Here is a 21,850-nt window from a genome sequence, read left to right as displayed (position 1 = left end):
GGCATGGATCTGGACTGGAGCGCGCTGGGGTTGTCGCTGAAGGTGGCCGGCTGGGCCACCGCGATCAACCTCGTGCTGGGCGTAGCATTGGGCGCGTTGCTGGCGCGTCGCCGCTTTCCCGGCCGCGAGCTGCTCGATTCGCTGCTGACCCTGCCGATGGTGCTGCCGCCGACGGTGCTGGGTTACTACCTGCTGGTACTGATCGGCCGCAATGGCCCGGTCGGGGCATGGTTGCAATCGTGGTTCGGCATCAACCTGGTGTTCACCTGGCAGGCTGCAGTGATCGCGGCGGCGGTGGCCTCGTTTCCGTTGGTGTTCAAGCCGGCACGCGCCGCGTTCGAGAATGTGGACGGGCAGCTCGAGCAGGCCGCGCGCACGCTTGGCGTGTCCGAAGCAGCCGTGTTCTTCCGCGTCACGCTGCCGCTGGCGTGGCGTGGCATTCTTGCCGGCCTGCTGCTGGCGTTTGCGCGCGCGATGGGCGAATTCGGCGCGACGCTGATGGTGGCCGGCAGCATTCCGGGTCGAACGCAGACGCTGTCGATCGCCATCTACGAGGCGGTGCAGGCCGGTCAGGATGGGAAGGCCAATGCGCTGGTGATCCTCACCTCGGTGGTCTGCATCGTGATCCTGTTGCTGGCTGCGCGGCTGGTGGGCGGACGTCGCCGGGAGCTGCGCGATGTGGCTTGACCTGCAGGTGCAGCGCCGCCTGCAGGCAGCCGGCCAGGATTTCGTGTTGGACGTATCGCTGCAGTGCACGCAGCAGCAGGTGGTGCTGTTCGGTCCCTCCGGTGCCGGCAAGAGCCTGACCCTGAAGGCGGTGGCCGGGTTGCTGCGGCCTGGCCAAGGGTATGTTCGGCTGCAGGGGCAGACCCTGTTCGATGCGGCCACCGGCGTGAACCTGCCGCCGCAGCGTCGGCGGCTGGGCTATGTGTTCCAGGACTACGCGTTGTTCCCGCACCTGAGCGTGCGCCAGAACGTGGCATTTGGATTGCACAAGGGCTTGCTCAATCCGCGTCCCGGGCAACGCTTCGACGCGGTGGAGCAGTGGCTGCACGCATTCCGCATTGACACAGTGGGCGATCTGCTGCCTTCACAGGTCTCCGGTGGCCAGCGCCAGCGCACGGCGTTGGCCCGTGCGCTGGTAACGCAGCCACAGGCGCTGCTGCTGGATGAACCGTTCTCCGCGCTGGACCACGACCTGCGCCAGCACCTTCGCCAGGAGCTGGAGGCGGTGCTGGACAAGACCGGCATTCCGCTGCTGTTGATCAGCCACGACCCCCAGGACGTGGCGATGTTCGGCCAGCAGGTGGCGCGCGTGGTGGACGGCCGCATTGTCGGTGGTTGAGCTGCGGTTGTAGAGCCGAGTCCATACCCGGCTGCTTTCGCGTTGCCGCCAACGGGAGCGGAGCGTGGGCTCGGCTCTACAGGATCAGTGGATCAATACAGCTCGCAGTGGATGCGGCCTTCACCCCGTAGCGTGTCCCAGTGGCCTTTGCCGCCGATGGCATCGATGGCCTGGCGCACCGCGCTTTCCAGGTGGCGCTTGTTGCCGCACAGGTAAAGGTGCCCGCCACGGGCCAGCACATCACGCATCTCGCTGGCGCGCTGCTGCAGCACGTGCTGCACATAGACCTTTTCGACACCATCGCGCGAGAACGCGGTATGCAGGCCGGCCAGCACGCCACGCGTGTGCCAGTCCTGCAGTTGTTCGCGGTAGAGGTAGTCGTGCTGGCGGTGCTTCTCGCCGAACACCAGGTGCACTTCGCGTTCGCAGCCGGTGGCCTGCAGTTCCTGCATCAGGCCCATCAACGGTGCAATGCCGGTACCGGTGCCGACCAGCAGCAGCGGTGCCTCGCCGGTATCGGGCAGGTGGAAGCCGGGGTTGGAGCGGCAGTACACACGGGCATGGTCGCCGCCATGCAGCAGGCTGCCGGTGGCAGTACCGAAGCGCTCGCGGCCGCGCAGGCTGTAGCGCACTTCGCGCACGCACAGGCTCAGCTGGTCGTCGCGCGGGTGCGAGGCGATGGAATAGGCGCGCGGCAGCCGCGGTGACAGCAGTTCACGCAGTCGGGCCAGCGGCACGCTGTCCGGCGTGGCGTGGTCCTGCAGCACGTCCAGCAGGTCCAGGCCGTGCAGGTAGGCTTCCAGCTCGCGCTTCTGGCTGACCTTCAGCAGGCCCTTCAGCAGCTCGCTGCCACCGAGCCTGGCCAGTTCGCGAAGCACGCCCTTGCTCAGCAGGCGCAGCTCGCGGTCGTGCAGGGCGGCCACGGCGGCCGTGTCGCCGTACCAGGTGGTCAATGCCTGCAGCAGGGCAGGGTCGTTCTCGGGTACTACGTGCAGGGTGTCGCCCGCGCGGTAGGCCATGCCACTGCCGGCAATGTCCAACTGCAGATGCCATGCGGCCGGGTCGCTGCTGTTCAAGCGGCGACGTTCGAGAATGGGGGCGGCAAAGGCATTGTCTTCGCCATAGGCGGTGACCTGCAGGTGCAGGTCTTGGCCAGCGTTGAGGTCGCCATCCAGCACCTGGCCGAGCACCGGCTGCCATTGCTGGAAGAACTGCTCGTAGCCCAGGTCGGCGTCCACCCGATGCAGCAGTGGCTGCGCCTGGCGCTCGCTCAGCGCAGCATCCAGCGCCTTGGTGAAGCCGCAGAAGCTGGGGTAGCCGGTGTCACCAAGGCCGAACACCGCATAGCGCAGGCCGCTCAGCGTCGGGGTCTGGCGCAGTGTTTCGAAGAACCGCTCGCCGTTGGCCGGCGGTTCGCCATCGCCGAACGAGCTGGAAATCGCCAGCAGCACATCGCCTTGGCCGAGACTGGCCACGTCGATGTCGTTGAACGGGAGCACCTGCGGCCCGTGCGGCTGCAGGTCCGCGCCCAGTCGCTGGGCCAGGGCGCGGGCATTGCCCGACTCGGACGCGAAGCCCACCAGCAGGCGGCTGACGGGCGTACTGGTCGGGAGGGCGTTCACGCGGCCGCGTAGAAGTCGTCGAACTTTTCCTTGCTGAACTCGACCAGGTCGTAGTTCTGCATCAGGTCGTTCACCACGCGGCGGATGCTGATGTACGAGGTGATGTTGCCGTCGGCGTCGAACAGCGGCTGCACGGTGGTATCGACCACATAGAGCACACCGCCCTTGCCGAGGTTGGGCACGATGCCGGTCCAGGTCTTGCCGGCCTTGATGGTGTCCCACATGTCCTTGTAGACCGCCTTGGGCACATCCGGGTGGCGCACGATGCTGTGCGGCTGGCCGATCAGCTCTTCGCGGGCGAAGCCGGTGAGCGCGCAGAACAGGTCGTTGGCGTAGGTGATGTTGCCCTGCAGGTCGGTGGTGGAGATCACCATGACGTTCTGCATGGCGTTTTCGGGTCCTGCATAGAGATACGCCCGCACGGCAGCGGGCGGTTTGACATTGGTCAAGCGGGTGGCGCGCTGGCCTGCGACCGGGTGTCGCAGGGTGAGTCTCTTGAGAAATCAACCCAGTTCGGCTCACGTTGCACGCGGGATTGCCGGCAGCCGGGCATGGGCTCGGCCCCATGGCAGGAGACACGGCCAGGAGGCGGGCGCCTGTCATGTGTACTGAGCTCATGACGCCTTGTCACAAAGAAATCGCCATGGCTTCACGGTTGATTGATCGCATGCAGGGCTATTGTCGTCCTGAGCCTCTCGCTGACGTCCCCCACGTCCTGCGTCGACTTCCTTCCCAGCATTAGCGCCCGTCCGGGCGCCGCTGGCGTCTGTCTGCCTGAAGCATCCGAGATCATCCCCATGGCCCGCGCCGCCCAGTCCGCTTCACCCGTTGCGATCTCTCCGGTCACGCCCGTGCCGATCGGCACCCGCCGTGGCCACTCGCAACCACTGCAGCTGCCGGAACTGGTACAGCGTGTGTTGTTCGTCGCGACCGAGATGGCCGACTTCATCAAGGCCGGAGGCCTGGGCGACGTGGCCGCAGCCCTGCCGCGTGCGGTGCGCGGCGCCTGTGATTCGCGCGTGCTGCTGCCCGGCTACCCGGAAGTACTGCAGCGCCTGCCACAGCTGCGGCGGGTGGGACAGGTCAGCGCGAGAGCGGGCCTGCCTGCGTGCGGGATCGGCATGGCAGTGCAGGCAGACGGCCTACCGATCTACGTGCTGCTCTCGCCAGAGCTGTACGAGCGCGAAGGTTCGCCTTACGTCGATGGGCAGGGCCAGGAGTGGAAGGACAATGCGGTTCGCTTCGCCACGCTCTCACACGCAGCGGCGGAGATTGCGGCCGGGCGTGCCGGGCTGGACTGGTCGCCGCAGCTTCTGCACCTGAATGATTGGCCTGTGGCCATGGCGGCCGCCTACGTGCGTTGGGACCGGACCACCGTGCCGACCCTGCTGACCATCCACAACCTGGCGTACCAGGGGTTGTTTCCGTACGCGCTTGCACCTGTGCTGGGCGTACCGGCCGAACACCTGGATGAACTGCACTTCCACGGGCAGATGTCGTTCCTGCAGGGCGGGATCACCAACGCCACGCGCCTGAACACGGTCAGCCTGCGCTACGCGCAGCAGATCACCGCCCCGGATGACGGCTGCGGGCTGCATGATCTGTTGGCGCGTCGCGCGGCCGGCGGACACCTGAGTGGCATCGTCAACGGCATCGACGCCAGCTGGGACCCGCGCCGCGATATCCATCTCAAGGCCCACTTCGGCATTGGTGAGTGGACCGGGCGCGCCACCAATGCGCATGCGGTGCGCAAGGCGTTCGGTCTGGCGCCGTCGACCGGCCCGCTGTTCGCGGTGGTCTCCCGCCTGGTGCACCAGAAAGGCCTGGACATCACATGCGACGTGGCGCCACAGATCGTGGCGGCCGGCGGCCAGCTGGTCATCATCGGTGGCGGCGAGCCGCAGGTGGAAGCGCAGGTGCAGGCGCTGGCCCGGCGCTACCCCGGACGGGTGGGCGCATTCATCGGCTTCGAAGAGGCGCTGGCCCGCCAGATGTTTGCTGGCGCCGATTTCCTGCTGATGCCTTCGCGTTTCGAACCCTGTGGGTTGAGCCAGATGTACGCGCAGCGCTTCGGCTGCCTGCCGATCGCGCACGCGACCGGCGGGCTGGTCGATACCGTCGAGGATGGCGTGACCGGATTCCTGTTCCACGGCGCCAATGCCGATGGCCTGCGCCGCTGCGTGGAACGGGCGATGCGCACCTTCCGCCTGCCCGGCCTGCTGCAGGCCATGCGCCGCGCGGCCATGCTGCGGCCGGGCGGTTGGGATGCGGCGGGGCGCGCCTATCTGGCCCTGTACCAGCAGACCTGCCAGGTGGCCGCATGAGTCACGACAGCCTGCATCTGGCCGCCCTGGAGGATGAAACGATCCCGGAGACGGGATTGGATCAGCGCATCGCGTCGGCGCTGGAGGACCTGGTCCATGCGCGGCCGGCCGATGCGTTTGCCTGGCTCGGGCCGCACCAACAGCCCGATGGCCAGCGCCAGCTGCGCGTTCTGGTGCCCCACGCGCGTCGCGTGGAGGTGATTGCGGGCCCGGATCGGCGCTGGGACCTGCAACCGGGCCCCTTGCCCGGCCTGTTCGAAGGTGCAGCAGGTGAAGCGCCCGTACCGCTGCTCGCCCTGCATTTCGAGCAGGGTGTGGAGCAGGTGCACGATGCCTATTCCTTCGGTCCGCTGCTGGATGAGGCGCTGCTGGAGCATTTCCATGCCGGTGATGCTGATGCAGCGCGGCAGTTGGGCGCAGTAGCGATGCAGGTACAGGGGATCGACGGGGTGCGCTTCGCGGTGTGGGCCCCCAACGCACGGAGGGTTGCCGTGGTCGGCGATTTCAACGGGTGGGATGGCCGGCGCCATCCGATGCGGCTGCGCCACACCGCCGGGGTGTGGGAGCTGTTCCTGCCTGGCGTGCAGGCCGGTGCCCATTACAAGTTCCGCATTGTCGGCGCCGACGGCCGGGTGATGCCCGACAAGTTCGACCCGATGGCGCGCTGGGCCGAGCGGCCACCGGCCACCGCCTCGCGGGTGCCCCTGGCCGAGCCGATGCAGTGGCACGATGATGCATGGCTGGCGGCCCGGCGGCAGGCGGGAACCTGCACGCCGCTGTCCATCTACGAAGTGCATGCGGGCTCTTGGCAGCGCAGCGACGATGGTTCGCCGCTGGACTGGGATACCTTGGCCGACCGGTTGATTCCGTACGTGGTAGGGCTTGGCTTCACCCACATCGAGCTGCTGCCGGTCAGCGAGCATCCCTTTGGTGGTTCCTGGGGCTATCAGCCACTCGGGATCTACGCGCCGACGGCGCGCCATGGCACGCCACAGGCCTTCGCACGCTTCGTGGACCGCTGTCATCAGGCCGGCGTGGGGGTGATCGTGGACTGGGTGAGCGCGCACTTCCCGAACGATGCGCATGGCCTGGCCGGGTTCGATGGCACCGCGCTGTACGAGCATGCCGACCCGCGCGAAGGGGTGCATGCCGACTGGGACACGCTGATCTACAACTATGGCCGCAACGAAGTGGCCGCCTACCTGATCGGCAGTGCGTTGGAGTGGGTGGAGCGGTTCCACATCGACGGTCTGCGCGTGGATGCCGTGGCGTCGATGCTGTACCGGGATTACAGCCGTGCCGAGGGCCAGTGGATACCCAACGAGCAGGGTGGGCGCGAGAACCTGCAGGCGGTCGCTTTTCTACGGCGGATGAACCGGACACTGAGGGAGCGCTTCCCGGACGTGCTGGTGATCGCCGAGGAATCCACTGCATGGCCGGGGGTGACCGCGCCGGTGGAGCAGGGCGGGCTTGGTTTCACCCACAAATGGAACATGGGCTGGATGCACGACACCCTGCAGTACCTGGGGCGCGATCCGGTTCATCGCCAGCATCACCATAGTGAGATCAGCTTCGGCCTGGTCTACGCCTTCTCCGAACGGTTCGTGCTTCCGCTTTCGCATGACGAGGTGGTGCACGGCAAGGGAGCGCTGCTGGCCAAGATGGCGGGCGAGCCGGCGCAGCGGCTGGCCCAGCTCCGGGCGTACTACGGTTTCATGTGGGCGCACCCGGGCAGCAAACTGCTGTTCATGGGCGGCGAGTTCGGCCAGGCACAGGAGTGGTCGCACGATGCGGCACTGGACTGGGTACGGGCGGCCAGCAGTGAGGGCCAGGGCCTGTCACGCCTGGTGGGCGACCTCAATGCCGTGCTGCGTTCCGAACCTGCGTTGCATCGCGACGAACGCGACGAACGCGGTTTCGACTGGAGCGTGGCCGACGACAGCCGCAACAGCGTCTACGCGTTCATCCGCCGGGATCCTGCTGGTAGCGGCCGCACCCTTCTGGTGGTGAGCAACTTCACTCCGGTGCGTCGCGACGGCTACCGGGTCGGCGTGCCGCAACCGGGGTGTTGGATCGAACGGCTCAACACCGACAGCGGTTACTACGGTGGCGGCAATGCGGGAAACCTCGGTGCAGTGCATGCCGAGCCGAGGCCGATGCATGGTCACGCCCAGTCGCTGCGGCTGACCCTGCCGCCGCTGTCCACGCTGTATCTGCAGGTTGACGCATGACCACAGTGGCTCCGCGCCTGGGCGCTTGGCCGGTGGACGGTGAAGGTGTCGAGTTCCGTGTGTGGGCACCGGACGCAGACACCATGGCGCTGCGCCTGGAGGGCGTGCTGCGGCCGATGCACCGCGACCCGGACGGCTGCCATTGGCTGCAGACACAGGCGTCGCATGGTGACCGCTACCGGTTCCGCCTGCCGTCCGGCCAGGACGTGCCCGACCCGGCCTCGCGCTGGCAACCGGACGGCGTCGTTGGTGACAGCGCGGTCGTGCTTGGCACGGATGGAGCACAGCCCACGTGGCAGGGGCATACCTGGCAGGACCTGGTGATCTATGAAGTGCACATCGAGGCCGGCGGCGGCTTCGCGGCGTTGACCGCGCAGCTGCCGATGCTGGCGGCCCTGGGCATCACCGCCATTGAACTGATGCCGGTCGCGCAGTTTCCCGGTGGCCGCAATTGGGGCTACGACGGCGTGTTCGCGTATGCACCCGCGCAGGCCTATGGCGGTCCGTCCGCGCTGAAGGCCTTTGTCGACGCGGCGCACGATGCAGGGCTCTCGGTGCTGCTGGATGTGGTCTACAACCACTTCGGGCCGCAGGGGAACCGTCTGCGCGACTATGCACGGGGGTTCTTTCGTGACGACCGCACCACCCCTTGGGGCGAGGCCATCGACTTCCGCCAGCCATGGGTGCGGCGCTTCTTCGTCGACAATGCGTTGATGTGGTTGCGCGATTACGGCTTCGACGGCCTGCGCCTGGATGCGGTGCACGCCATTGACGATGACCGATTCCTGCAGCAGCTGGCCGATGAGGTACGCGCTGCGGTGCCGCGGGCGCACCTGGTTCTGGAGAACGAACGCAACCAGGCGCGTTGGCTGCGGGGCGCCTATCAGGGGCAGTGGAACGACGACTTCCACAACGCGCTGCATGTGATGCTGACCGGCGAGCAGGAAGGTTATTACGCGGCCTATGCCGGGCGCGCCGAAACACTCCTGGCGCGCTGCCTGTCCGAAGGATTCGCCTGGCAGGGCGAGCCGGACCTGCACGGCCATCCCCGTGGCGAGCCCAGCGTCGACCTGTCGCCCGCGCGTTTTGTGGTATTCGCGCAGAACCACGACCAGGTGGGCAACCGCGCCTTCGGTGAGCGCCTGTCGATGCTGACCGATCCTGCGCCGCTGCGCGCGGCGCTGGCCCTGACCCTGCTGACGCCGATGGTCCCCCTGATGTTCATGGGCGAACCGTGGCAGGCGCAATCGCCATTCCTGTTCTTCACCGACTACGCGCCACCGCTGGACGAGGCCGTGCGCGAGGGACGTCGCCGCGAATTCGCGGGTTTCAGCGCCTTTGCCGATCCCGCCTCGCGCGCGCGCATTCCGGACCCGAACGACCCGGCGACCCTGCAGGCCTCGTACACGCTGCCACCCGGCGATGATCCCTGGTCGCAGCACTGGCTTCGCTGCACGGGTGAGTTCCTCGCCCTGCGCAGGCGCTATCTGCAGCCCGGCCTGCTGCAGGCGCGGTCGCTGGGCGCGCGCGTGCTGGGCCAGGGCGCGGTGCAGGCGGGCTGGCAGTTGCCAACGGGCCAGTGGTGGATCGCGATCAATGTGGGTCCGTCGCCGGTGGCCCACGCGATGCCGGCCGGCGAGTGCGTCGTGGGGCCGGATGCGGCCGCGATGCTGCCGTCGGGCGGCGGTGCGCTTGCGCGCTGGATCGCCGCATGAATACGGATGCGGCCCTGCGGGAGGTGGCTCGCCGTGCGGGCCTGCTGGTCCGCTGGAGCGACGTGGCCGGAGCAGAGCGCGAGGTTGCGCCCGACGTGCTGCGCGCCGTGCTGTCGGAGCTCGCGTGCGACGGTACGCCGGTGTCCCGCCCGTTGCTCACTGCCTGCTGTGGTCAGCTCCTGGCCATGCCTGAGGCAACGGGCGCGGCGTGCTGGGTGGATGAGCAGGGCGCAGCGTTGCCTGCACGTGAGGACGCGCAAGGGCGCTGGCGGGTTCCGGATCAGCCAGGCTACTGGCAGTGGCGGCAGGGCGGTCAGCAACAGGCGGTTGCGGTGGCACCGCAGCGTGCCTGGTGGCCGCAGGGCATGCTGCGCGGTTGGGGTCTGTCGGCGCAGGTCTACAGCCTGCGCGCGCCCGGTGATGCCGGCATCGGTGACAGCGCCGGCTGTGCGCGGTGGCGCGAGCTGCTGCACCGTTACGGCGGCGATGCACTGGCGTTGAGTCCGCTGCACGCCGGCCTGCCACCGCGCCCGGGCTACAGTCCGTACTCGCCCAGCGACCGCCGCTGGCTCGACCCGCTGCAGGTGTCGCTGCCGCAGGTTTTGCCGGAGGTCGCCAGCAGCGTGTTGCGCGAGGACGAAGCACTGGCGATGGCCGTTGAAGCGGCTACCGCAGCACGCCGCATCGACTGGCCGCACTCGGCGGCGGTGAAGTGGCGCTGGCTGCGCCAAGTGCGCCAATGGCTGCGGCAGCAGGCGCCGGCACAGTACGAACAGATGCAGACGTGGTGCGATGCGCAGGGCGGACCCCTGCTGCAGTATTGCCAGCACGCCGCCGACCGATTCACTGGAAGCGCCGACGACCATGCGTTTGCCCAGTGGTTGGCGCGGCAAGGCTGGACGCAGGTGCAGGCGGGACTGCGCGACGACGGCGCGTCGATCGGACTGATCGCGGATCTGGCAGTGGGTTGCGCACCGCAGGGCGTCGAGGCCCGGACCGGCGGCGATCGCCTGCTGCAGGGCCTCGAGCTGGGCGCGCCGCCGGATGCGTTCAATCCGCTGGGCCAGGCCTGGGGGATCACCAGCTGGTCACCCTCTGCGTTGCTGCGCGAGGGGTTTGAACCGTTCATCCGCGTGTTGCGCGCCGTGATGGCGGGTCGCGGCGGATTGCGCATCGACCACATCCTGGGCCTGCAGCGGCTGTGGGTGCTGCCTCGTGGCGCGGGCGCAGGGGAGGGGGTGTACCTGCGCTATCCGTTCGATGATCTGATCAACCTGCTGGTGCTGGAATCGTGGCGCCATCGCTGCGTGCTGATTGGCGAAGACCTGGGCGTGGTTCCTCCGGGTATCCGCCAGCGACTGGCAGCCCGTGGCGTGCTGGGGCTTGAGGTGCTCCCGTTCGCCCGCAGCGGTGAGCGCTTCCTGCCGGCGCCACGGTGGCGCCGCGATGCGGTGGCCATGCCCTCCACCCATGATCTGCCGCCGCTGGCAGGCTGGCTGCGCGGGCGCGACCTGCGCTGGCGTGCACGCCTGGGTGAGCTGACGGGGCTTCCCGCGGCGCTGCACGCGCGTGCCAGCGAGGTACAGGCGCTGGCCGCAGTCGCCCGGGGCGAGGGCGCGACGCTGGAAGCGCGTGCGCTGTCACTGGTGGCGCACGCACCTTCACGGTTGGCGCTGCTGCCGCTGGAAGATGCGCTGGGCAGCCGCGCGCAGGTGAACCTGCCGGGTACCGTCAACGGTCACCCGAACTGGCGCCGACGCTTGCCGCTTGCGTGGGATACGGACGCGGCCGACGCGCGTATTGCCCGATTCAGCGCCACGCGACGCAAGGCGGGACGATGACCCGGTTGCGTGCCACCGCACGCCTGCAGCTGCATGCAGGCTTCAACTTCGAGGCTGCCGCTGCCCAGCTGCCGTACTACGCCGTGCTGGGCGTCAGCCACCTTTACCTTTCGCCGATCAGCGCTGCGATGCCCGGGTCCACGCATGGCTATGATGGCATCCACCCGGCCCGCATCAACCCGGAACTGGGCGGCGAAGAAGCCTTCCAGCGACTGGCGACTGCGGCGCGCGCGCATGGCCTGGGACTGATCCTGGATATCGTACCCAACCATCTTGCGGCATCCACGCGGACGCCCTGGTGGAACGACGTGCTGATGCACGGGCCTCGAAGCCCGCACGCAGCATGGTTTGACATCGAGTGGGAGGCGCCGGGCTGCGAGGGCCGGCTCTGGCTGCCTGTACTGGACCGGCCGTTGCACGACGCCGTGCGTGATGGCGTGTTGCGCGTGGCAGTGGATGATGAGCGGCCGACGCTGCGTCATCACGGGCTGGCATTGCCGCTGTCTCCGCGCGGCCATCCGCTGGCACCCGCGCAGTGGCCGGCATGGGCGGAACGCTGCAACCGCAGCGTCGAACGGTTGCACACGCTGCTGCAGCGACAGCACTACCGGCTGGCCTGGTGGCGCACGGCGGGCGATCAGGTGAACTACCGGCGCTTTTTCGATATCAACGAACTGGCCGCGCTGCGGGTGGAGCGCGAGGATGTGTTCGAGGCAGTGCATGCGCTGCCGCTGCGGCTGGTACGCGAGGGATGGGTGGACGGCCTGCGCATCGACCACGTGGATGGCCTGTCGTCACCCGGTGCCTATCTGCAACACCTGCGGGCGTCGCTCGACGCGGCCTGCGCGGCCGGCGGTCGTGACCCGCAGGCCGTCAGCCTGCATGTGGAGAAGATACTGGCGGAGGACGAACAGCTGCCCGATGGCTGGGTCTGCGACGGCACGACGGGCTATGACTTCATGGACCAGGTTGGCGCGTGGCTGCATGATCCGTCGGCTGCGCCCGCGCTCTCCCGCGCCTGGCAAGCGGCGAGTGGCGACGCGCGCGCTTTTGACAAGGTGCAGCAGGATGCCCGCGGCATGCTGCTGCGCACATCGCTTCACGCCGACTTCCAGCGACTATTGCGCAGCGCGCAGCGGGTCCTGCAGCCCCGACTGGCCGAGGCCGATATCGGAGCCGCTGCGCTGGCCCGTGCATTGGCCGCGCTGCTGCGGCACTACCGTACCTACCGCCCCTATTCGCTGCAGGATGCGGGTGAACGGAAGGCCTTGGTGGACGCTGCCGTGGCAGCACGCGAGGCACTGGACGGCACGGCACGCGCGGCACTGGATCTGCTGCTGCGGGCACTTCCCGGCGAGGCGGAGGCCGAGCGCGCGCTGCGGGTGAGATTCGGGCAATTGGCCGCGCCGTTGAATGCCAAGTCGGTGGAAGACACAGGCTTCTATCGTTACTTCAGGCTGCTGTCGCGCAACGAAGTCGGAAGTGATCCGCAGCGGCTGGGCATGGAGGGGCGCGAGCTGCTGGAACACGCAGTGGGACGCCTGCAGCGCCATCCGCGGGCATTGCTTGCGCTGGCAACCCACGATCACAAGCGCGGAGCCGACAGCCGGGCGCGTCTTGCGGTTCTCAGCACCTGCACGGTCGAGTGGCGGGACGCGGTGCGGCGCTGGAGCCGGATGTCGACCCGCGCTGGCGCGCCGATGCCGTTGCCGGGTGCCGAGGCCTATGCGCTATGGCAGGCGCTCGTGGCCGCGTGGCCGATGCACGGTAACCCGGACGCCGACTTCGCATCGAGGATGGTGCAATGGCTGACCAAGGCGTTGCGCGAGGGCAAACGGGTCAGCAGCTGGTCCGATCCTGACGTGGCGGTGGAGGAGGCCGCCGCGCAGTGGCTGCACGCGCTGCTGGATGGAGCGCCATTGCAGCCGGTGCGGGAGGCGCTGGCGACGTTCGTGGCGCGCATTGCGCCGGCGGGCGCCTGCAACGGCCTGGCACAGCTGTGCCTGCAGCACTGCCTGCCCGGCGTGCCCGACCTCTACCAGGGCGGAGAAGGCTGGGACCTGAGCCTGGTGGACCCGGACAACCGGCGTGCCGTGGACTATCCAGTGCGGCAGGCGTGGCTGCGCGATACGCGCGGTTGGCCCGCCCTGCTGGAGGACTGGCGGGACGGTGGCATCAAGGCATTTCTGCTCAGGCGCTTGCTGGAGTGCCGCCGCAGGCACCCGCAGCTGTTCCTGCACGGCCAACTGCAGCCGCTGTCTGCACCGGCGTGTTCGCCCTGGCTGGCATTCGCGCGCAGGCATCAGGCGCAGGTGCTGCTGGTGATCGTGCGGCGTGGCTCGCCCACCGCCGTGCCTGGGCCCGGCCTGCGCGCAGCATACGACGTCGGCGCTGGGGTGACGCTGCACGGGCTGCCGACAGGACCCATGCGCAACCTGCTGGACGGGCGCATCGAACAATTCAAGGCAACCGAGGACGCGGCACGGCTTCTGGCTGGCAGCCCGTTGGCGGTATGGATCAACGAGGAGACGGACAGGAATGGACAGCAGGGAACGACGGCAGAGGATTGAGGCATTGGCCCATCAGATATGGGAAGCGGAAGGGCGGCCGGACGACCAGCAGCAGCGGCATTGGCACATGGCCGAGCGCCTGGTGGAAGCCGAGATTGCTGCTGCGCGCGGGGAGGAGGGCACCGATGGCGAGCCGTAAGTGGACGCAGACCTCACGGGTGCGCGAAGGCCGGCCATTCCCGCTGGGGGCGACCTGGGACGGGTTGGGCGTGAACTTCGCGCTGTACTCGCGGCATGCCACCCGGGTGGAACTCTGCCTGTTCGACGCGCGCAACCGTGAAGTCGAGCGTATCGCGCTGCCCGAGTACACCAACGAGATCTGGCACGGCTACCTGCCGGACGTGCGGCCCGGCCAGCGCTATGGCTACCGAGTGCATGGTCCCTATGCTCCGGAGGAAGGCCATCGCTTCAATCCCAACAAGTTGCTGCTGGACCCCTACGCCAAGCAGATTGTCGGCGAACTGAAGTGGGCCCCACACCTGTTCGGCTACACCCTGGGCCACCGCGATGGTGACCTCAGCTTCGACCGTCGCGACAGCGCCGCCTACATGCCGCGCTGCGCCGTGATCGACCCGGCCTTCAGCTGGGGTGTCGAGCGTGCACCTGCCACGCCCTGGGACCGGACCGTGATCTACGAAGCCCACGTGCGCGGACTGACCATGCAGCATCCCGACGTCCCGCAGGCCGAGCGCGGTACCTTCTCTGCCCTGCGTCATGACGCAGTGGTCGATCACCTCAGCCAGCTGGGGGTGACCGCCATCGAGCTGCTGCCAGTGCATGCCTACGTGGATGACCAGCAGCTGCTCGAGCGCGGGCTGCGCAACTACTGGGGATACAACACCATCGGCTTCTTCGCGCCGCAGGCACGCTATCTGTCGCTGGGCACCGTGGCCGAGTTCAAGCAGATGGTCGCGCGCCTGCACAACGCGGGCATCGAGGTCATCCTGGACGTGGTCTACAACCACACGGCCGAAGGCAACGAGCTGGGCCCTACGCTGTCCTTCAAGGGCATCGACAACGCCAGCTACTACCGCCTGGCCGATGATCGCCGCTACTACATCAACGATACTGGCACCGGAAACACGTTCGACCTGACCAATGCCGGTGCGCTGCGCATGGTCATGGACTCTCTGCGCTACTGGGTGACCGAGATGCGGGTGGATGGGTTCCGCTTCGACCTGGCAACCATCCTCGGCCGCGAACGGCATGGCTTCGACGCTTCGGGCAGCTTCCTCGATGCGGTACGCCAGGACCCGATCCTGAGCCAGGTGAAGCTGATTGCCGAGCCCTGGGACATCGGCCCGGGCGGCTATCAGCTGGGCCAGTTTCCGCCGGGCTGGGCCGAATGGAACGACCGCTTCCGCGATACGGTGCGCGCGCTGTGGCGCGGCGATGGCGGCCAGCTGGCGGAGTTTGCCACGCGCTTCACCGGCTCGGCCGACCTGTTCGAACACCACGGCAGGCGGCCGTCGGCCAGCATCAATCTGGTGACGGCGCATGATGGATTCACCCTGCACGATCTGGTCAGCTACAACGATCGCCACAACGAGGCCAACGGCGAGGACAACCGTGATGGCCATTCCCACAACCTTTCCAGCAACCATGGCGTGGAGGGTGAGACCGATGATCCGGAGATTCTCTCCATCCGTGCGCGGCAGATGCGCAACCTGCTGGCCACGCTGCTGCTGGCGCAGGGCACTCCGATGCTGCTCGCCGGGGATGAGTTCGGCCATTCGCAGCAGGGCAACAACAACGCCTACTGCCAGGACAATCCACTGAGCTGGATCGACTGGGAGCGTGCGGCGCAGCCGGCAGCCCAGGCGCAGGTGGCGTTCGTGCGGCGGGCGCTGTCGCTGCGCCGTCGTTATGGCCTGCTGCGCCGGAACCGGTTCCTGCGCGGTGAATACGATGAAGCGCTGGGCCTGCGCGATATCGACTGGCGGCATCCTGACGGCCGCAGCATGGAAGAGGCGGACTGGCATGACCCGGCACTGCGTGCGCTGCTGATCGTGCTGGACGGTCGCAGTCCGGACAGCGGCCTGCGCGAGCCCGGGCGGCATGTCAGCCTGGCCCTGCTGTTGAACGCCGGGGACCAGCCGCAGCGGTTCTGCGCATCGGATGAAGCGTTGTCGTTCCGCCGCGTACTCCTGCAGACAGAGGAAACGTCGCTGGAACCGGATGGGGAAGGCGCCTGGACGCTGCAGCCGCGCAGCCTGTGCCTGCTGGCGGCAAGCAGCAGCACGTGATTGCACTGCGGCGCCACTACAGTGCGCCGGGCGTTGCCCGGCGTACCGGTAGCTACCCCATCAGATAGCGCAGCACACCCGCCGAGACCACGCCGATCAGCACCGTCGGCAGCATCGACAGCCGCGTGGCGGCCAGCAGGGTGATCGCCAGTGCGGCCAGGTCGGCCGGCTTGTCGGCGACGAAGTCCGGGGCGATCACCGAGATCAGCACGCAGCCCGGTGCGGCTTCCATCACGGTCACGGCGCGTTTGCTCAACGTGCGGTTGCGCAGCGCGAGGAAGCCGACGATGCGGGTCAGGTAGGTGGCGGCAGCCATCAGCACGATGGTCAGCACCGAGGTCCAGTGGATCAGGCCGTTGAAGGTCATGCGCCGTCCTCCGCCAGCAGCCAGGCAGCCGCCAGGCCGGCCAATGCGCCGCTGGCCACGTACCACGCACCTGGCACCAGCAGGTAGGTCGCAGCGGCAACCACCAGGCTGACCAGCCACGGACGTGCGGCCTTCATGCCCTGCCACATGCCACGCAGCAGCACCAGGAACACGGCGGGGAAGGCCATGTCGAAGCCGTAGGCGTGGATGTCGCCCAGCATCGGGCCAACGATCGCGCCGAGTGCCGTACAGGCTACCCAGACCGTGTACAGGCCGGCCGAGACGCCCAGGTAGTAGGCCAGGCTGAAGCCAAGCGCGCGTCGGCGCGCATCGGCCACGCCCATCGCCCAGCTTTCGTCGCACATGAAGAACAGGGCCGGCAGCACGCGGCGGCGCGGCAGGTGCTGCAGCAGCGGGGCCAGGCTGGCGCCCATCAGCAGGTGACGGCTGTTGACCAGCGCGGTGATGGCCACGATCAGTGCAATGTGCGGTGGCGAGGTCCACAGTTCGACGGCGGCGAACTCCGAGCCGCCAGCGAAGTTGAGGCCGGTCATCAGTGGCACTTCCAGTGCGCTCAGGCCTTTCTGGGCGGCCTGGGCGCCAAGCACCAGGGCGAAGGGAATGAAGCCGATCATCACGGGCACGGCGGCGCGCAGGCCGCGCAGGAATTCGGCACGTGGCGCGGTATCGCAGGTGTCGGGCAGGGGGAGGGTGGTACGGGCGTCCATGGAACGGCACAACGAGGTGGGGATGGCCCACGCTAGCGCTCCGATCGCGAAATCGGGTTGCGTTGATGCCATTCAACAGCATCAAGTCTTTCCCGGAAGTGCTTGAATGCCATCTGATGGCTGGTGTCTGCGATTTCCTGCTGCGGGTGGCGGTGGCCGATCTTGATGCCTACCGGCAGTTCCAGATGCAGCACCTGAACCGGATTGCCGGGGTGCAGAACACCAAGACCGAGATTCCGATGCAGCGGATCAAGCAGACGACCCAGCTGCCGCTTTGAGGAATGGGGTTTGCGGCCGGGTTGCACCCGGCGCCCGCGGGTAGTGCCGGCCGCTGGCCGGCAACCTTCAGGAGCGACAGCAACAGCAACGGCGATACTGCCTGGGGCGGCGGGGCGGTATGGTCAGGCAGGACACGCCGTAAACCCGTCCTTGGGGGCTCGATGGCGCCATCCATGGCGCCAACGGTCCTGCCTGGCCATACCGCCACGCCGCCTTTCAGCTTCCCGCGATCTGCCGGAACGGCATGCGTTGTTCTTGGTGGGTGTCGACCTTGGTCGACACGGTGGGGTCGGCACGGGGCCGGATCCCGTGGCTGCGCAACGGGCTCTCACCCCAGGAGCAGATGAACATGTCTGTTCGATTCGTTGACTCCTGATTCGTGACTGGCTCCAGCGAACCTGGCCCGTCCGTTGGCAGTGCGCGGCAGTCATCGCAATGACATGTGCTCCCGGTACGGTTTGATCCGCTTGCAGCTGCTGTCGCTGCCGAGGGTCATGTGTTCGACGTCAGGGGGCTGAATGGACACCATGCGATCAGAACGTGGAGGCTGGCCATCGCTGGATGGCTGCTGCTGGCCTTTGCCGCGGCAGCCCAGGACGGTGTCCATGCCTACGACATCCCCGCGCAGCCGCTGGAACAGGCGATCGAGCGCTTCAGCGTCATCAGTGGCTGGTCGGTGATGTACCCGGGCGAGCTTGCCGCGGGCCGCAACAGTCACGCGCTTCGCGAAAGCCTTGCGCCGCTGCCGGCCTTGCAGGTTCTGTTGCAGGATTCCGGCATCAAGGCCGAGGTAATCGGCGACCAGCGGGTGGTGCTGCGTCGGAGCACGTCCTCCACGGCCAAACCCGGCGTTGGCCCGGAACTTCCCGATGCCGAGCGGCGCCGTCGCTACGGTGGCCTGCAGCAACGCCTGCGGGCTGCGTTCTGTAACGATCCCGAGCTGGCTCCAGGTCGCTATGCCGCGACCCTGCGTTTCAGCGTTGGTAGTGACGGCCAGGTGCATTCCCCCGAACTGCTTTCCGGCAGTGGCAATGCCCGTCGCGATGCACGCCTGCTGCAGGCGCTGCAGGCGCTGACGGTGGCAGCCGATGCCGCCGCGCTGCCGCAGCCGGTGACGCTGCAGATCCGCCCTTCCGGCGCCGACCACGACTGTGGCCGGCGCGCCCCCCTTCCATGACTTCAAGGATTCGAACATGAGCAACGGTACGGCTGGGGCAGTTGACCTGATGGACCACCTTCTGGGTGCCTATGACGAGCTGAAGCGCCGGCTGGTGCGCAAGCTGGGTTCGGAGGAGCTGGCCGGCGATGCATTGCAGGACACCTGGATGCGCCTGAGTGCGCGTCGTGACCGCTTGGACGCCGTGCAGAATCCAGCGGCCTACCTGCTGCGCATGGCCATGAACACCGTGATAGACCGCCAACGTGCCGACCACCGGCTGCTGAGCCTGGAGGAGGTGGACACGCTGATGGACATGGCCGACCCGTCACCGGGCCCGGCACAGGCTGCCGAACTGGAGTTCGCGCTGGAGGACATGGTCGGGCTGCTGAAGCGCATGCCCGAGCGCCGCCGGCGCATCCTGCTGGCAATCCGTGTGGATGGCCTGCAGCAGCGGGACGTGGCCGATCACCTCGGTGTGTCGCTGCGGCTGGTGCAGCGCGAACTGAAGGCGGCCCAGGACTACCTGGCCGAGCGCAGCGGTCAGGGACGCCAGGTGCGGTTCTGAGCGGCGGCATCCGTCTACACTTTGACGCCGAGCAGAACCCCGCAGCGTGCGGGACCGGCATGAGCCCTCATGGATCCTGACGATCGCCCGCAACGCCCGCTGGATGCCGTCGAGCGTCAGGCCCACGCGTGGGTGGTGCGGTTGACCTCGGGCGAAGCCACCGCCGCCGATGGAGACAGGTTCCGCGCATGGTGTGAGGCGGACCCGCATCATCGCGAGGCGTTCGGCCGTGCGCGCCGGCAATGGGAGCAGGTACGCCTGGCGGGCGAGCAGCTACCTGCAGAGGCACGGCAGCCTGTCGCGCCGACGCCCGCCCAGCGCTGGAGCCGCCGTGCCTTCCTCGGTGCCGCCATCGCGGCGCCGGCCAGCCTGGCCGTAGTGGCAGCGATCCGCCCACCGCTGGGGATGTGGCCGTCGGTGGCGGCGATGGCGGCCGATTTCCATACCGGAACCGGTGAACGGCTGCAGATCGCGCCTTCGCCGCAACTGAAGATCGAACTGGATACGCAGAGCAGCCTGCGCCGGCGCGCTGACGCGCAGGGTGAAGGTTTCGAACTGGTGCAGGGCCAGGCCGCGATCGAGACCCGCGCCGGCCTGCGCCTGGCGCTGTTTGCGGGTACAGGCTGCGTGATCGCCGATGAAGGTGCGGTGCGCCTGGACGTGCGCAACACCCAGGGGCAGGTGCGGGTGACCTGCCTGCACGGCAGCGCCCGCATCGAGCACCCGCAGGGCCGGCTGCAGCTGCAGGCCGGCCAGCAGACCCGGTACGACGAGCGTCTCAGTGGCGTGGTGGCCGAGGCCGTGGCCTCGGAAGTGAGCGCCTGGACCGAAGGCATGCTGGTGTTCCGCCGCGCACCGCTGCGCGAGGTGGTCGACGAAATCAATCGCTACCGGCGTGGACAGGTGTTGCTGGGTGAATCGGCGCTGGCGCGCGCCCCGGTGAGCGGGCGCTTCCGCATTGATGATCCGGATGCGGCGCTGGAGCAGCTTCGGTTGACGATGTCGCTGGCGTTGCGTCGCTTTCCCGGTGGCATTGCCGTCCTTGGTTAGATGAAGACGCTGGCCGTGCGCACCGCGCAGGGCTGTTGCAAGCAAGGAGAAGCCAGGGATGCGCAACGAGACCATCGGCGTGCTGGATCTGCGCCGCAATCTGTCGGCGTTGCTGGAAACCACGCAGCGGCGCCCCCTGATGGTGCACCGGTACGGCTCGCCGTGGGTGTGCGTGGTGTCCGACGCGCAGTGGCGGCAGCAGGCCGTGCTGCTGGAATTCGACCCGCAGTCGCATCCGTTGGCGATGCTGCTGCGGCTGCAGCAGCAGCTGTTGCCGTTGCCTGAAAGCGGGGCACTGCCACCTGCGGCGCTTGCGCGCGCGTTGCTGCTGATGGACATGCATGGCGTTGACGATCTCGTGCAGCTGCACGAGCAGGTGCTGCACCACCGGCTGTGGCACTGGTTCGTGGCAGGCAGCCACGGCCTGATGGAGGGCTGGCAGCTGCCGGCGCTGTGCGTCGCGATGGCGTCATGGTGCGATGACGTGGACATGACCGATGCATGGGTCGCATTCGCCGCGCGCAGCGACGTGGCGATGTTAGCCCGCCGCTGCGGCGGTGACGCGCCACGCCTGCAGCGTGAAGCCTGCAAGCGGATGGCGCTGCGATGACGTTGCCGATGAAGCACCAACCAGCGCACAGCGTTACGTTCCCGGTGTCGCTTCACCTGCCTTGCTGACGTCTTCTCCAGAGTACGACGCACCACGCGTCGCGGAGCATGGGCGGCGCCGATGGCAGACAGTCGCAGGATCAGCATGCTGGAGCTGGATCGCCACCTGAGCCAGTCGCTGGAGCAGGCGCGGCACGCCCCACTGAACGTGCAACGCTATGGACATTCATGGGTCTGGATGCTGTCCAGCGATGCCTGGGCGGACGCGGCGCGTTGGGCTGCGCTGGACAGCAGTGCGCATCCACTGGCGGCATTGCGGAGCGCCCTCGATCTGCACCTGCGCCCCTGGCCCGACCCGGCCATGGGCGCGCTGCCGCTTGATGCCGGCGATACGCGGCTGCTGCAACGTGCGGCCCTGCTGGTGGTCGTGCGTGATCTCAGCGGCGCGCAGCGCGTGTACGACGACCTGCGCTACCACCAGGCATACAGGATGTTCATTGGCCTCGACCACGGTACCGCGTGGTCGCCGATGCAGTGCGTGCGCCTGCTGCAGGCGTGCGTGCATCCGTTGCTGCGGGCTTGCATCGACGAAACGCTGGCCAGCGTGCCGCCGCAACTGATCGAGGCGGCACGGGTACGGGCCGCACGAGCGTCTGCTCAGGCGCCCGCGCAGCGAATTGCACGCGGATGTTTATCGTACTGACACATGCACCGCTGACCATGGCGCAGCGGTCTCTCCCAGGATGACGAGGGCGGAACAATGGCAAGGCAGGTTCGCGGTTGCAGGGCTCGGCAGCAGGGCTTCAGCCTGATCGAGATCATGGTGGTGGTAGTGATCATCGGCATCCTCGCCGCGTTGATCGTGCCACGGTTGATGGATCGCCCCGACCAGGCACGCGTGGTCGCGGCGCGACAGGACATCGCGGCGCTGATGCAGGCGTTGAAGTTGTTCAAGCTCGACAATGGGCGCTATCCCAGCGCCGAGCAAGGGCTGCAGGCACTGGTGAAGCCCCCGCAGGGCAGTGGTGCGATGCCGGTCACGCCCTATCTGGACCGCCTCCCGAATGATCCGTGGGGCCATCCTTACCAGTACCAGATTCCCGGCACCCACGGCGACATCGATGTGTTCTCGCTGGGTGCGGACAGCAAGCCCGGGGGCGACGCCGGGAACGCGGACATCGGCTCCTGGCAGCTGTGAG

The 21,850-nt window shown here is 67.9% G+C and carries 19 protein-coding genes and 1 pseudogene; 16 read left to right on the top strand and 4 right to left on the bottom strand.

Annotation, left to right across the window (positions count from 1 at the left end; genetic code table 11):
* Nucleotides 1-3 precede the first annotated feature (3 nt).
* Together modB and QP512_RS11165 are read left to right on the top strand one after the other, a co-directional pair.
* Nucleotides 4-687, top strand: a complete 684-nt coding sequence (gene modB, locus QP512_RS11170; protein ID WP_286068577.1) for a molybdate ABC transporter permease subunit — start codon at nucleotides 4-6, stop codon at nucleotides 685-687.
* Nucleotides 677-1,345 carry an ATP-binding cassette domain-containing protein gene (locus tag QP512_RS11165; RefSeq protein WP_286068576.1) on the top strand — a complete coding sequence of 223 codons (669 nt, stop codon included), beginning with the start codon at nucleotides 677-679 and terminating at the stop codon, nucleotides 1,343-1,345. The genes modB and QP512_RS11165 overlap by 11 nt, the downstream gene beginning before the upstream one ends.
* A 92-nt stretch (nucleotides 1,346-1,437) precedes the next feature.
* Here the strand turns inward: QP512_RS11165 and QP512_RS11160 are convergent, their stop codons facing one another.
* Both QP512_RS11160 and QP512_RS11155 read right to left on the bottom strand, forming a co-directional pair.
* Nucleotides 1,438-2,967 carry a sulfite reductase flavoprotein subunit alpha gene (locus QP512_RS11160; protein ID WP_286068574.1) on the bottom strand — a complete coding sequence of 510 codons (1,530 nt, stop codon included), beginning with the start codon at nucleotides 2,965-2,967 and terminating at the stop codon, nucleotides 1,438-1,440.
* Nucleotides 2,964-3,353, bottom strand: a complete 390-nt coding sequence (locus QP512_RS11155) for a PAS domain-containing protein (RefSeq protein ID WP_286068573.1) — start codon at nucleotides 3,351-3,353, stop codon at nucleotides 2,964-2,966. Before QP512_RS11155 ends, QP512_RS11160 begins: the two co-directional genes overlap by 4 nt.
* Before the next feature lie 411 nt (nucleotides 3,354-3,764).
* On the opposite strand from QP512_RS11155, the gene glgA reads away from it, so the two are divergent.
* From glgA to glgX, 7 genes are read left to right on the top strand one after another with little or no spacing between them, the layout of a single operon-like run.
* On the top strand, nucleotides 3,765-5,291 hold the full coding sequence (glgA, locus tag QP512_RS11150; RefSeq protein ID WP_286068571.1) for a glycogen synthase GlgA: 1,527 nt from the start codon (nucleotides 3,765-3,767) through the stop codon (nucleotides 5,289-5,291).
* The gene (locus tag QP512_RS11145) at nucleotides 5,288-7,522 is read left to right on the top strand and encodes a 1,4-alpha-glucan branching enzyme (RefSeq protein ID WP_286068569.1); all 2,235 of its coding nucleotides are present in this window, start codon (nucleotides 5,288-5,290) and stop codon (nucleotides 7,520-7,522) included. Before glgA ends, QP512_RS11145 begins: the two co-directional genes overlap by 4 nt.
* Nucleotides 7,519-9,237 (top strand): malto-oligosyltrehalose trehalohydrolase, encoded by a 1,719-nt coding sequence (treZ, locus tag QP512_RS11140; RefSeq protein ID WP_286068568.1) that lies wholly within the window; start codon nucleotides 7,519-7,521, stop codon nucleotides 9,235-9,237. Before QP512_RS11145 ends, treZ begins: the two co-directional genes overlap by 4 nt.
* On the top strand, nucleotides 9,234-11,078 hold the full coding sequence (locus QP512_RS11135; RefSeq protein WP_286068567.1) for a 4-alpha-glucanotransferase: 1,845 nt from the start codon (nucleotides 9,234-9,236) through the stop codon (nucleotides 11,076-11,078). Before treZ ends, QP512_RS11135 begins: the two co-directional genes overlap by 4 nt.
* Nucleotides 11,075-13,648 (top strand): malto-oligosyltrehalose synthase, encoded by a 2,574-nt coding sequence (gene treY / locus QP512_RS11130; protein ID WP_286068566.1) that lies wholly within the window; start codon nucleotides 11,075-11,077, stop codon nucleotides 13,646-13,648. Before QP512_RS11135 ends, treY begins: the two co-directional genes overlap by 4 nt.
* A complete protein-coding gene (locus tag QP512_RS11125) occupies nucleotides 13,617-13,787 on the top strand; it encodes a DUF2934 domain-containing protein (RefSeq protein ID WP_080352942.1) in 171 nt (56 codons plus the stop codon). Before treY ends, QP512_RS11125 begins: the two co-directional genes overlap by 32 nt.
* Nucleotides 13,774-15,894 carry a glycogen debranching protein GlgX gene (gene glgX / locus QP512_RS11120; protein ID WP_286068565.1) on the top strand — a complete coding sequence of 707 codons (2,121 nt, stop codon included), beginning with the start codon at nucleotides 13,774-13,776 and terminating at the stop codon, nucleotides 15,892-15,894. The genes QP512_RS11125 and glgX overlap by 14 nt, the downstream gene beginning before the upstream one ends.
* Nucleotides 15,895-15,946: 52 nt before the next feature.
* Here the strand turns inward: glgX and QP512_RS11115 are convergent, their stop codons facing one another.
* Both QP512_RS11115 and QP512_RS11110 read right to left on the bottom strand, forming a co-directional pair.
* Nucleotides 15,947-16,261, bottom strand: coding sequence for an AzlD family protein (locus tag QP512_RS11115; RefSeq protein WP_069138383.1), 315 nt, complete (start codon nucleotides 16,259-16,261; stop codon nucleotides 15,947-15,949).
* Complete coding sequence (locus QP512_RS11110; protein ID WP_286068564.1) at nucleotides 16,258-16,989, bottom strand: AzlC family ABC transporter permease; 732 nt, start codon at nucleotides 16,987-16,989, stop codon at nucleotides 16,258-16,260. The genes QP512_RS11115 and QP512_RS11110 overlap by 4 nt, the downstream gene beginning before the upstream one ends.
* 74 nt (nucleotides 16,990-17,063) lie before the next feature.
* Between QP512_RS11110 and QP512_RS11105 the strand changes: the two are divergent.
* The 7 genes and pseudogenes from QP512_RS11105 to gspG form a co-directional block, all read left to right on the top strand.
* Nucleotides 17,064-17,267, top strand: a pseudogene (locus QP512_RS11105) (Lrp/AsnC ligand binding domain-containing protein); the annotation flags it as partial.
* Between the two features lie 497 nt (nucleotides 17,268-17,764).
* Nucleotides 17,765-18,445: a TonB C-terminal domain-containing protein gene (locus QP512_RS11100; RefSeq protein ID WP_286068562.1), complete on the top strand. Its 681-nt coding sequence runs from the start codon at nucleotides 17,765-17,767 to the stop codon at nucleotides 18,443-18,445.
* A 16-nt stretch (nucleotides 18,446-18,461) separates the two neighbouring features.
* Entirely contained in the window at nucleotides 18,462-18,992 is a 531-nt protein-coding gene (locus QP512_RS11095) for a sigma-70 family RNA polymerase sigma factor (RefSeq protein ID WP_286068561.1), read from the top strand.
* A 69-nt stretch (nucleotides 18,993-19,061) separates the two neighbouring features.
* Entirely contained in the window at nucleotides 19,062-20,042 is a 981-nt protein-coding gene (locus tag QP512_RS11090; RefSeq protein WP_286068560.1) for a DUF4880 domain-containing protein, read from the top strand.
* Nucleotides 20,043-20,100: 58 nt separating this feature from the next.
* Entirely contained in the window at nucleotides 20,101-20,652 is a 552-nt protein-coding gene (locus QP512_RS11085) for a hypothetical protein (RefSeq protein WP_286068558.1), read from the top strand.
* A gap of 144 nt (nucleotides 20,653-20,796) precedes the next feature.
* A complete protein-coding gene (locus QP512_RS11080; RefSeq protein WP_286068556.1) occupies nucleotides 20,797-21,354 on the top strand; it encodes a hypothetical protein in 558 nt (185 codons plus the stop codon).
* 57 nt (nucleotides 21,355-21,411) lie between these two features.
* Nucleotides 21,412-21,849 (top strand): type II secretion system major pseudopilin GspG, encoded by a 438-nt coding sequence (gene gspG / locus QP512_RS11075; protein ID WP_286068555.1) that lies wholly within the window; start codon nucleotides 21,412-21,414, stop codon nucleotides 21,847-21,849.
* Nucleotide 21,850: the final 1 nt, after the last annotated feature.

Source organism: Stenotrophomonas sp. 57, assembly GCF_030291075.1.
Taxonomy (GTDB): Bacteria; Pseudomonadota; Gammaproteobacteria; order Xanthomonadales; family Xanthomonadaceae; genus Stenotrophomonas.
The sequence above is the reverse complement of the archived record's forward strand: the minus strand, read 5'-3'. Positions and strand labels throughout refer to the sequence as shown.

Excerpts from the sequence above, each read along its gene's own strand:
- glgA (WP_286068571.1), top strand. The coding sequence starts at position 3,765 with ATGGCCCGCGCCGCCCAGTCCGCTTCACCCGTTGCGATCTCTCCGGTC.
- glgX (WP_286068565.1), top strand. The coding sequence starts at position 13,774 with ATGGCGAGCCGTAAGTGGACGCAGACCTCACGGGTGCGCGAAGGCCGG.
- QP512_RS11115 (WP_069138383.1), bottom strand. The coding sequence starts at position 16,261 with ATGACCTTCAACGGCCTGATCCACTGGACCTCGGTGCTGACCATCGTG.
- modB (WP_286068577.1), top strand. The coding sequence starts at position 4 with ATGGATCTGGACTGGAGCGCGCTGGGGTTGTCGCTGAAGGTGGCCGGC.
- QP512_RS11095 (WP_286068561.1), top strand. The coding sequence starts at position 18,462 with ATGAGCAACGGTACGGCTGGGGCAGTTGACCTGATGGACCACCTTCTG.
- QP512_RS11135 (WP_286068567.1), top strand. The coding sequence starts at position 9,234 with ATGAATACGGATGCGGCCCTGCGGGAGGTGGCTCGCCGTGCGGGCCTG.
- QP512_RS11090 (WP_286068560.1), top strand. The coding sequence starts at position 19,062 with ATGGATCCTGACGATCGCCCGCAACGCCCGCTGGATGCCGTCGAGCGT.
- QP512_RS11145 (WP_286068569.1), top strand. The coding sequence starts at position 5,288 with ATGAGTCACGACAGCCTGCATCTGGCCGCCCTGGAGGATGAAACGATC.
- QP512_RS11155 (WP_286068573.1), bottom strand. The coding sequence starts at position 3,353 with ATGCAGAACGTCATGGTGATCTCCACCACCGACCTGCAGGGCAACATC.
- treY (WP_286068566.1), top strand. The coding sequence starts at position 11,075 with ATGACCCGGTTGCGTGCCACCGCACGCCTGCAGCTGCATGCAGGCTTC.
- gspG (WP_286068555.1), top strand. The coding sequence starts at position 21,412 with ATGGCAAGGCAGGTTCGCGGTTGCAGGGCTCGGCAGCAGGGCTTCAGC.
- QP512_RS11080 (WP_286068556.1), top strand. The coding sequence starts at position 20,797 with ATGCTGGAGCTGGATCGCCACCTGAGCCAGTCGCTGGAGCAGGCGCGG.
- QP512_RS11085 (WP_286068558.1), top strand. The coding sequence starts at position 20,101 with ATGCGCAACGAGACCATCGGCGTGCTGGATCTGCGCCGCAATCTGTCG.
- QP512_RS11110 (WP_286068564.1), bottom strand. The coding sequence starts at position 16,989 with ATGGACGCCCGTACCACCCTCCCCCTGCCCGACACCTGCGATACCGCG.
- QP512_RS11165 (WP_286068576.1), top strand. The coding sequence starts at position 677 with ATGTGGCTTGACCTGCAGGTGCAGCGCCGCCTGCAGGCAGCCGGCCAG.
- QP512_RS11125 (WP_080352942.1), top strand. The coding sequence starts at position 13,617 with ATGGACAGCAGGGAACGACGGCAGAGGATTGAGGCATTGGCCCATCAG.
- treZ (WP_286068568.1), top strand. The coding sequence starts at position 7,519 with ATGACCACAGTGGCTCCGCGCCTGGGCGCTTGGCCGGTGGACGGTGAA.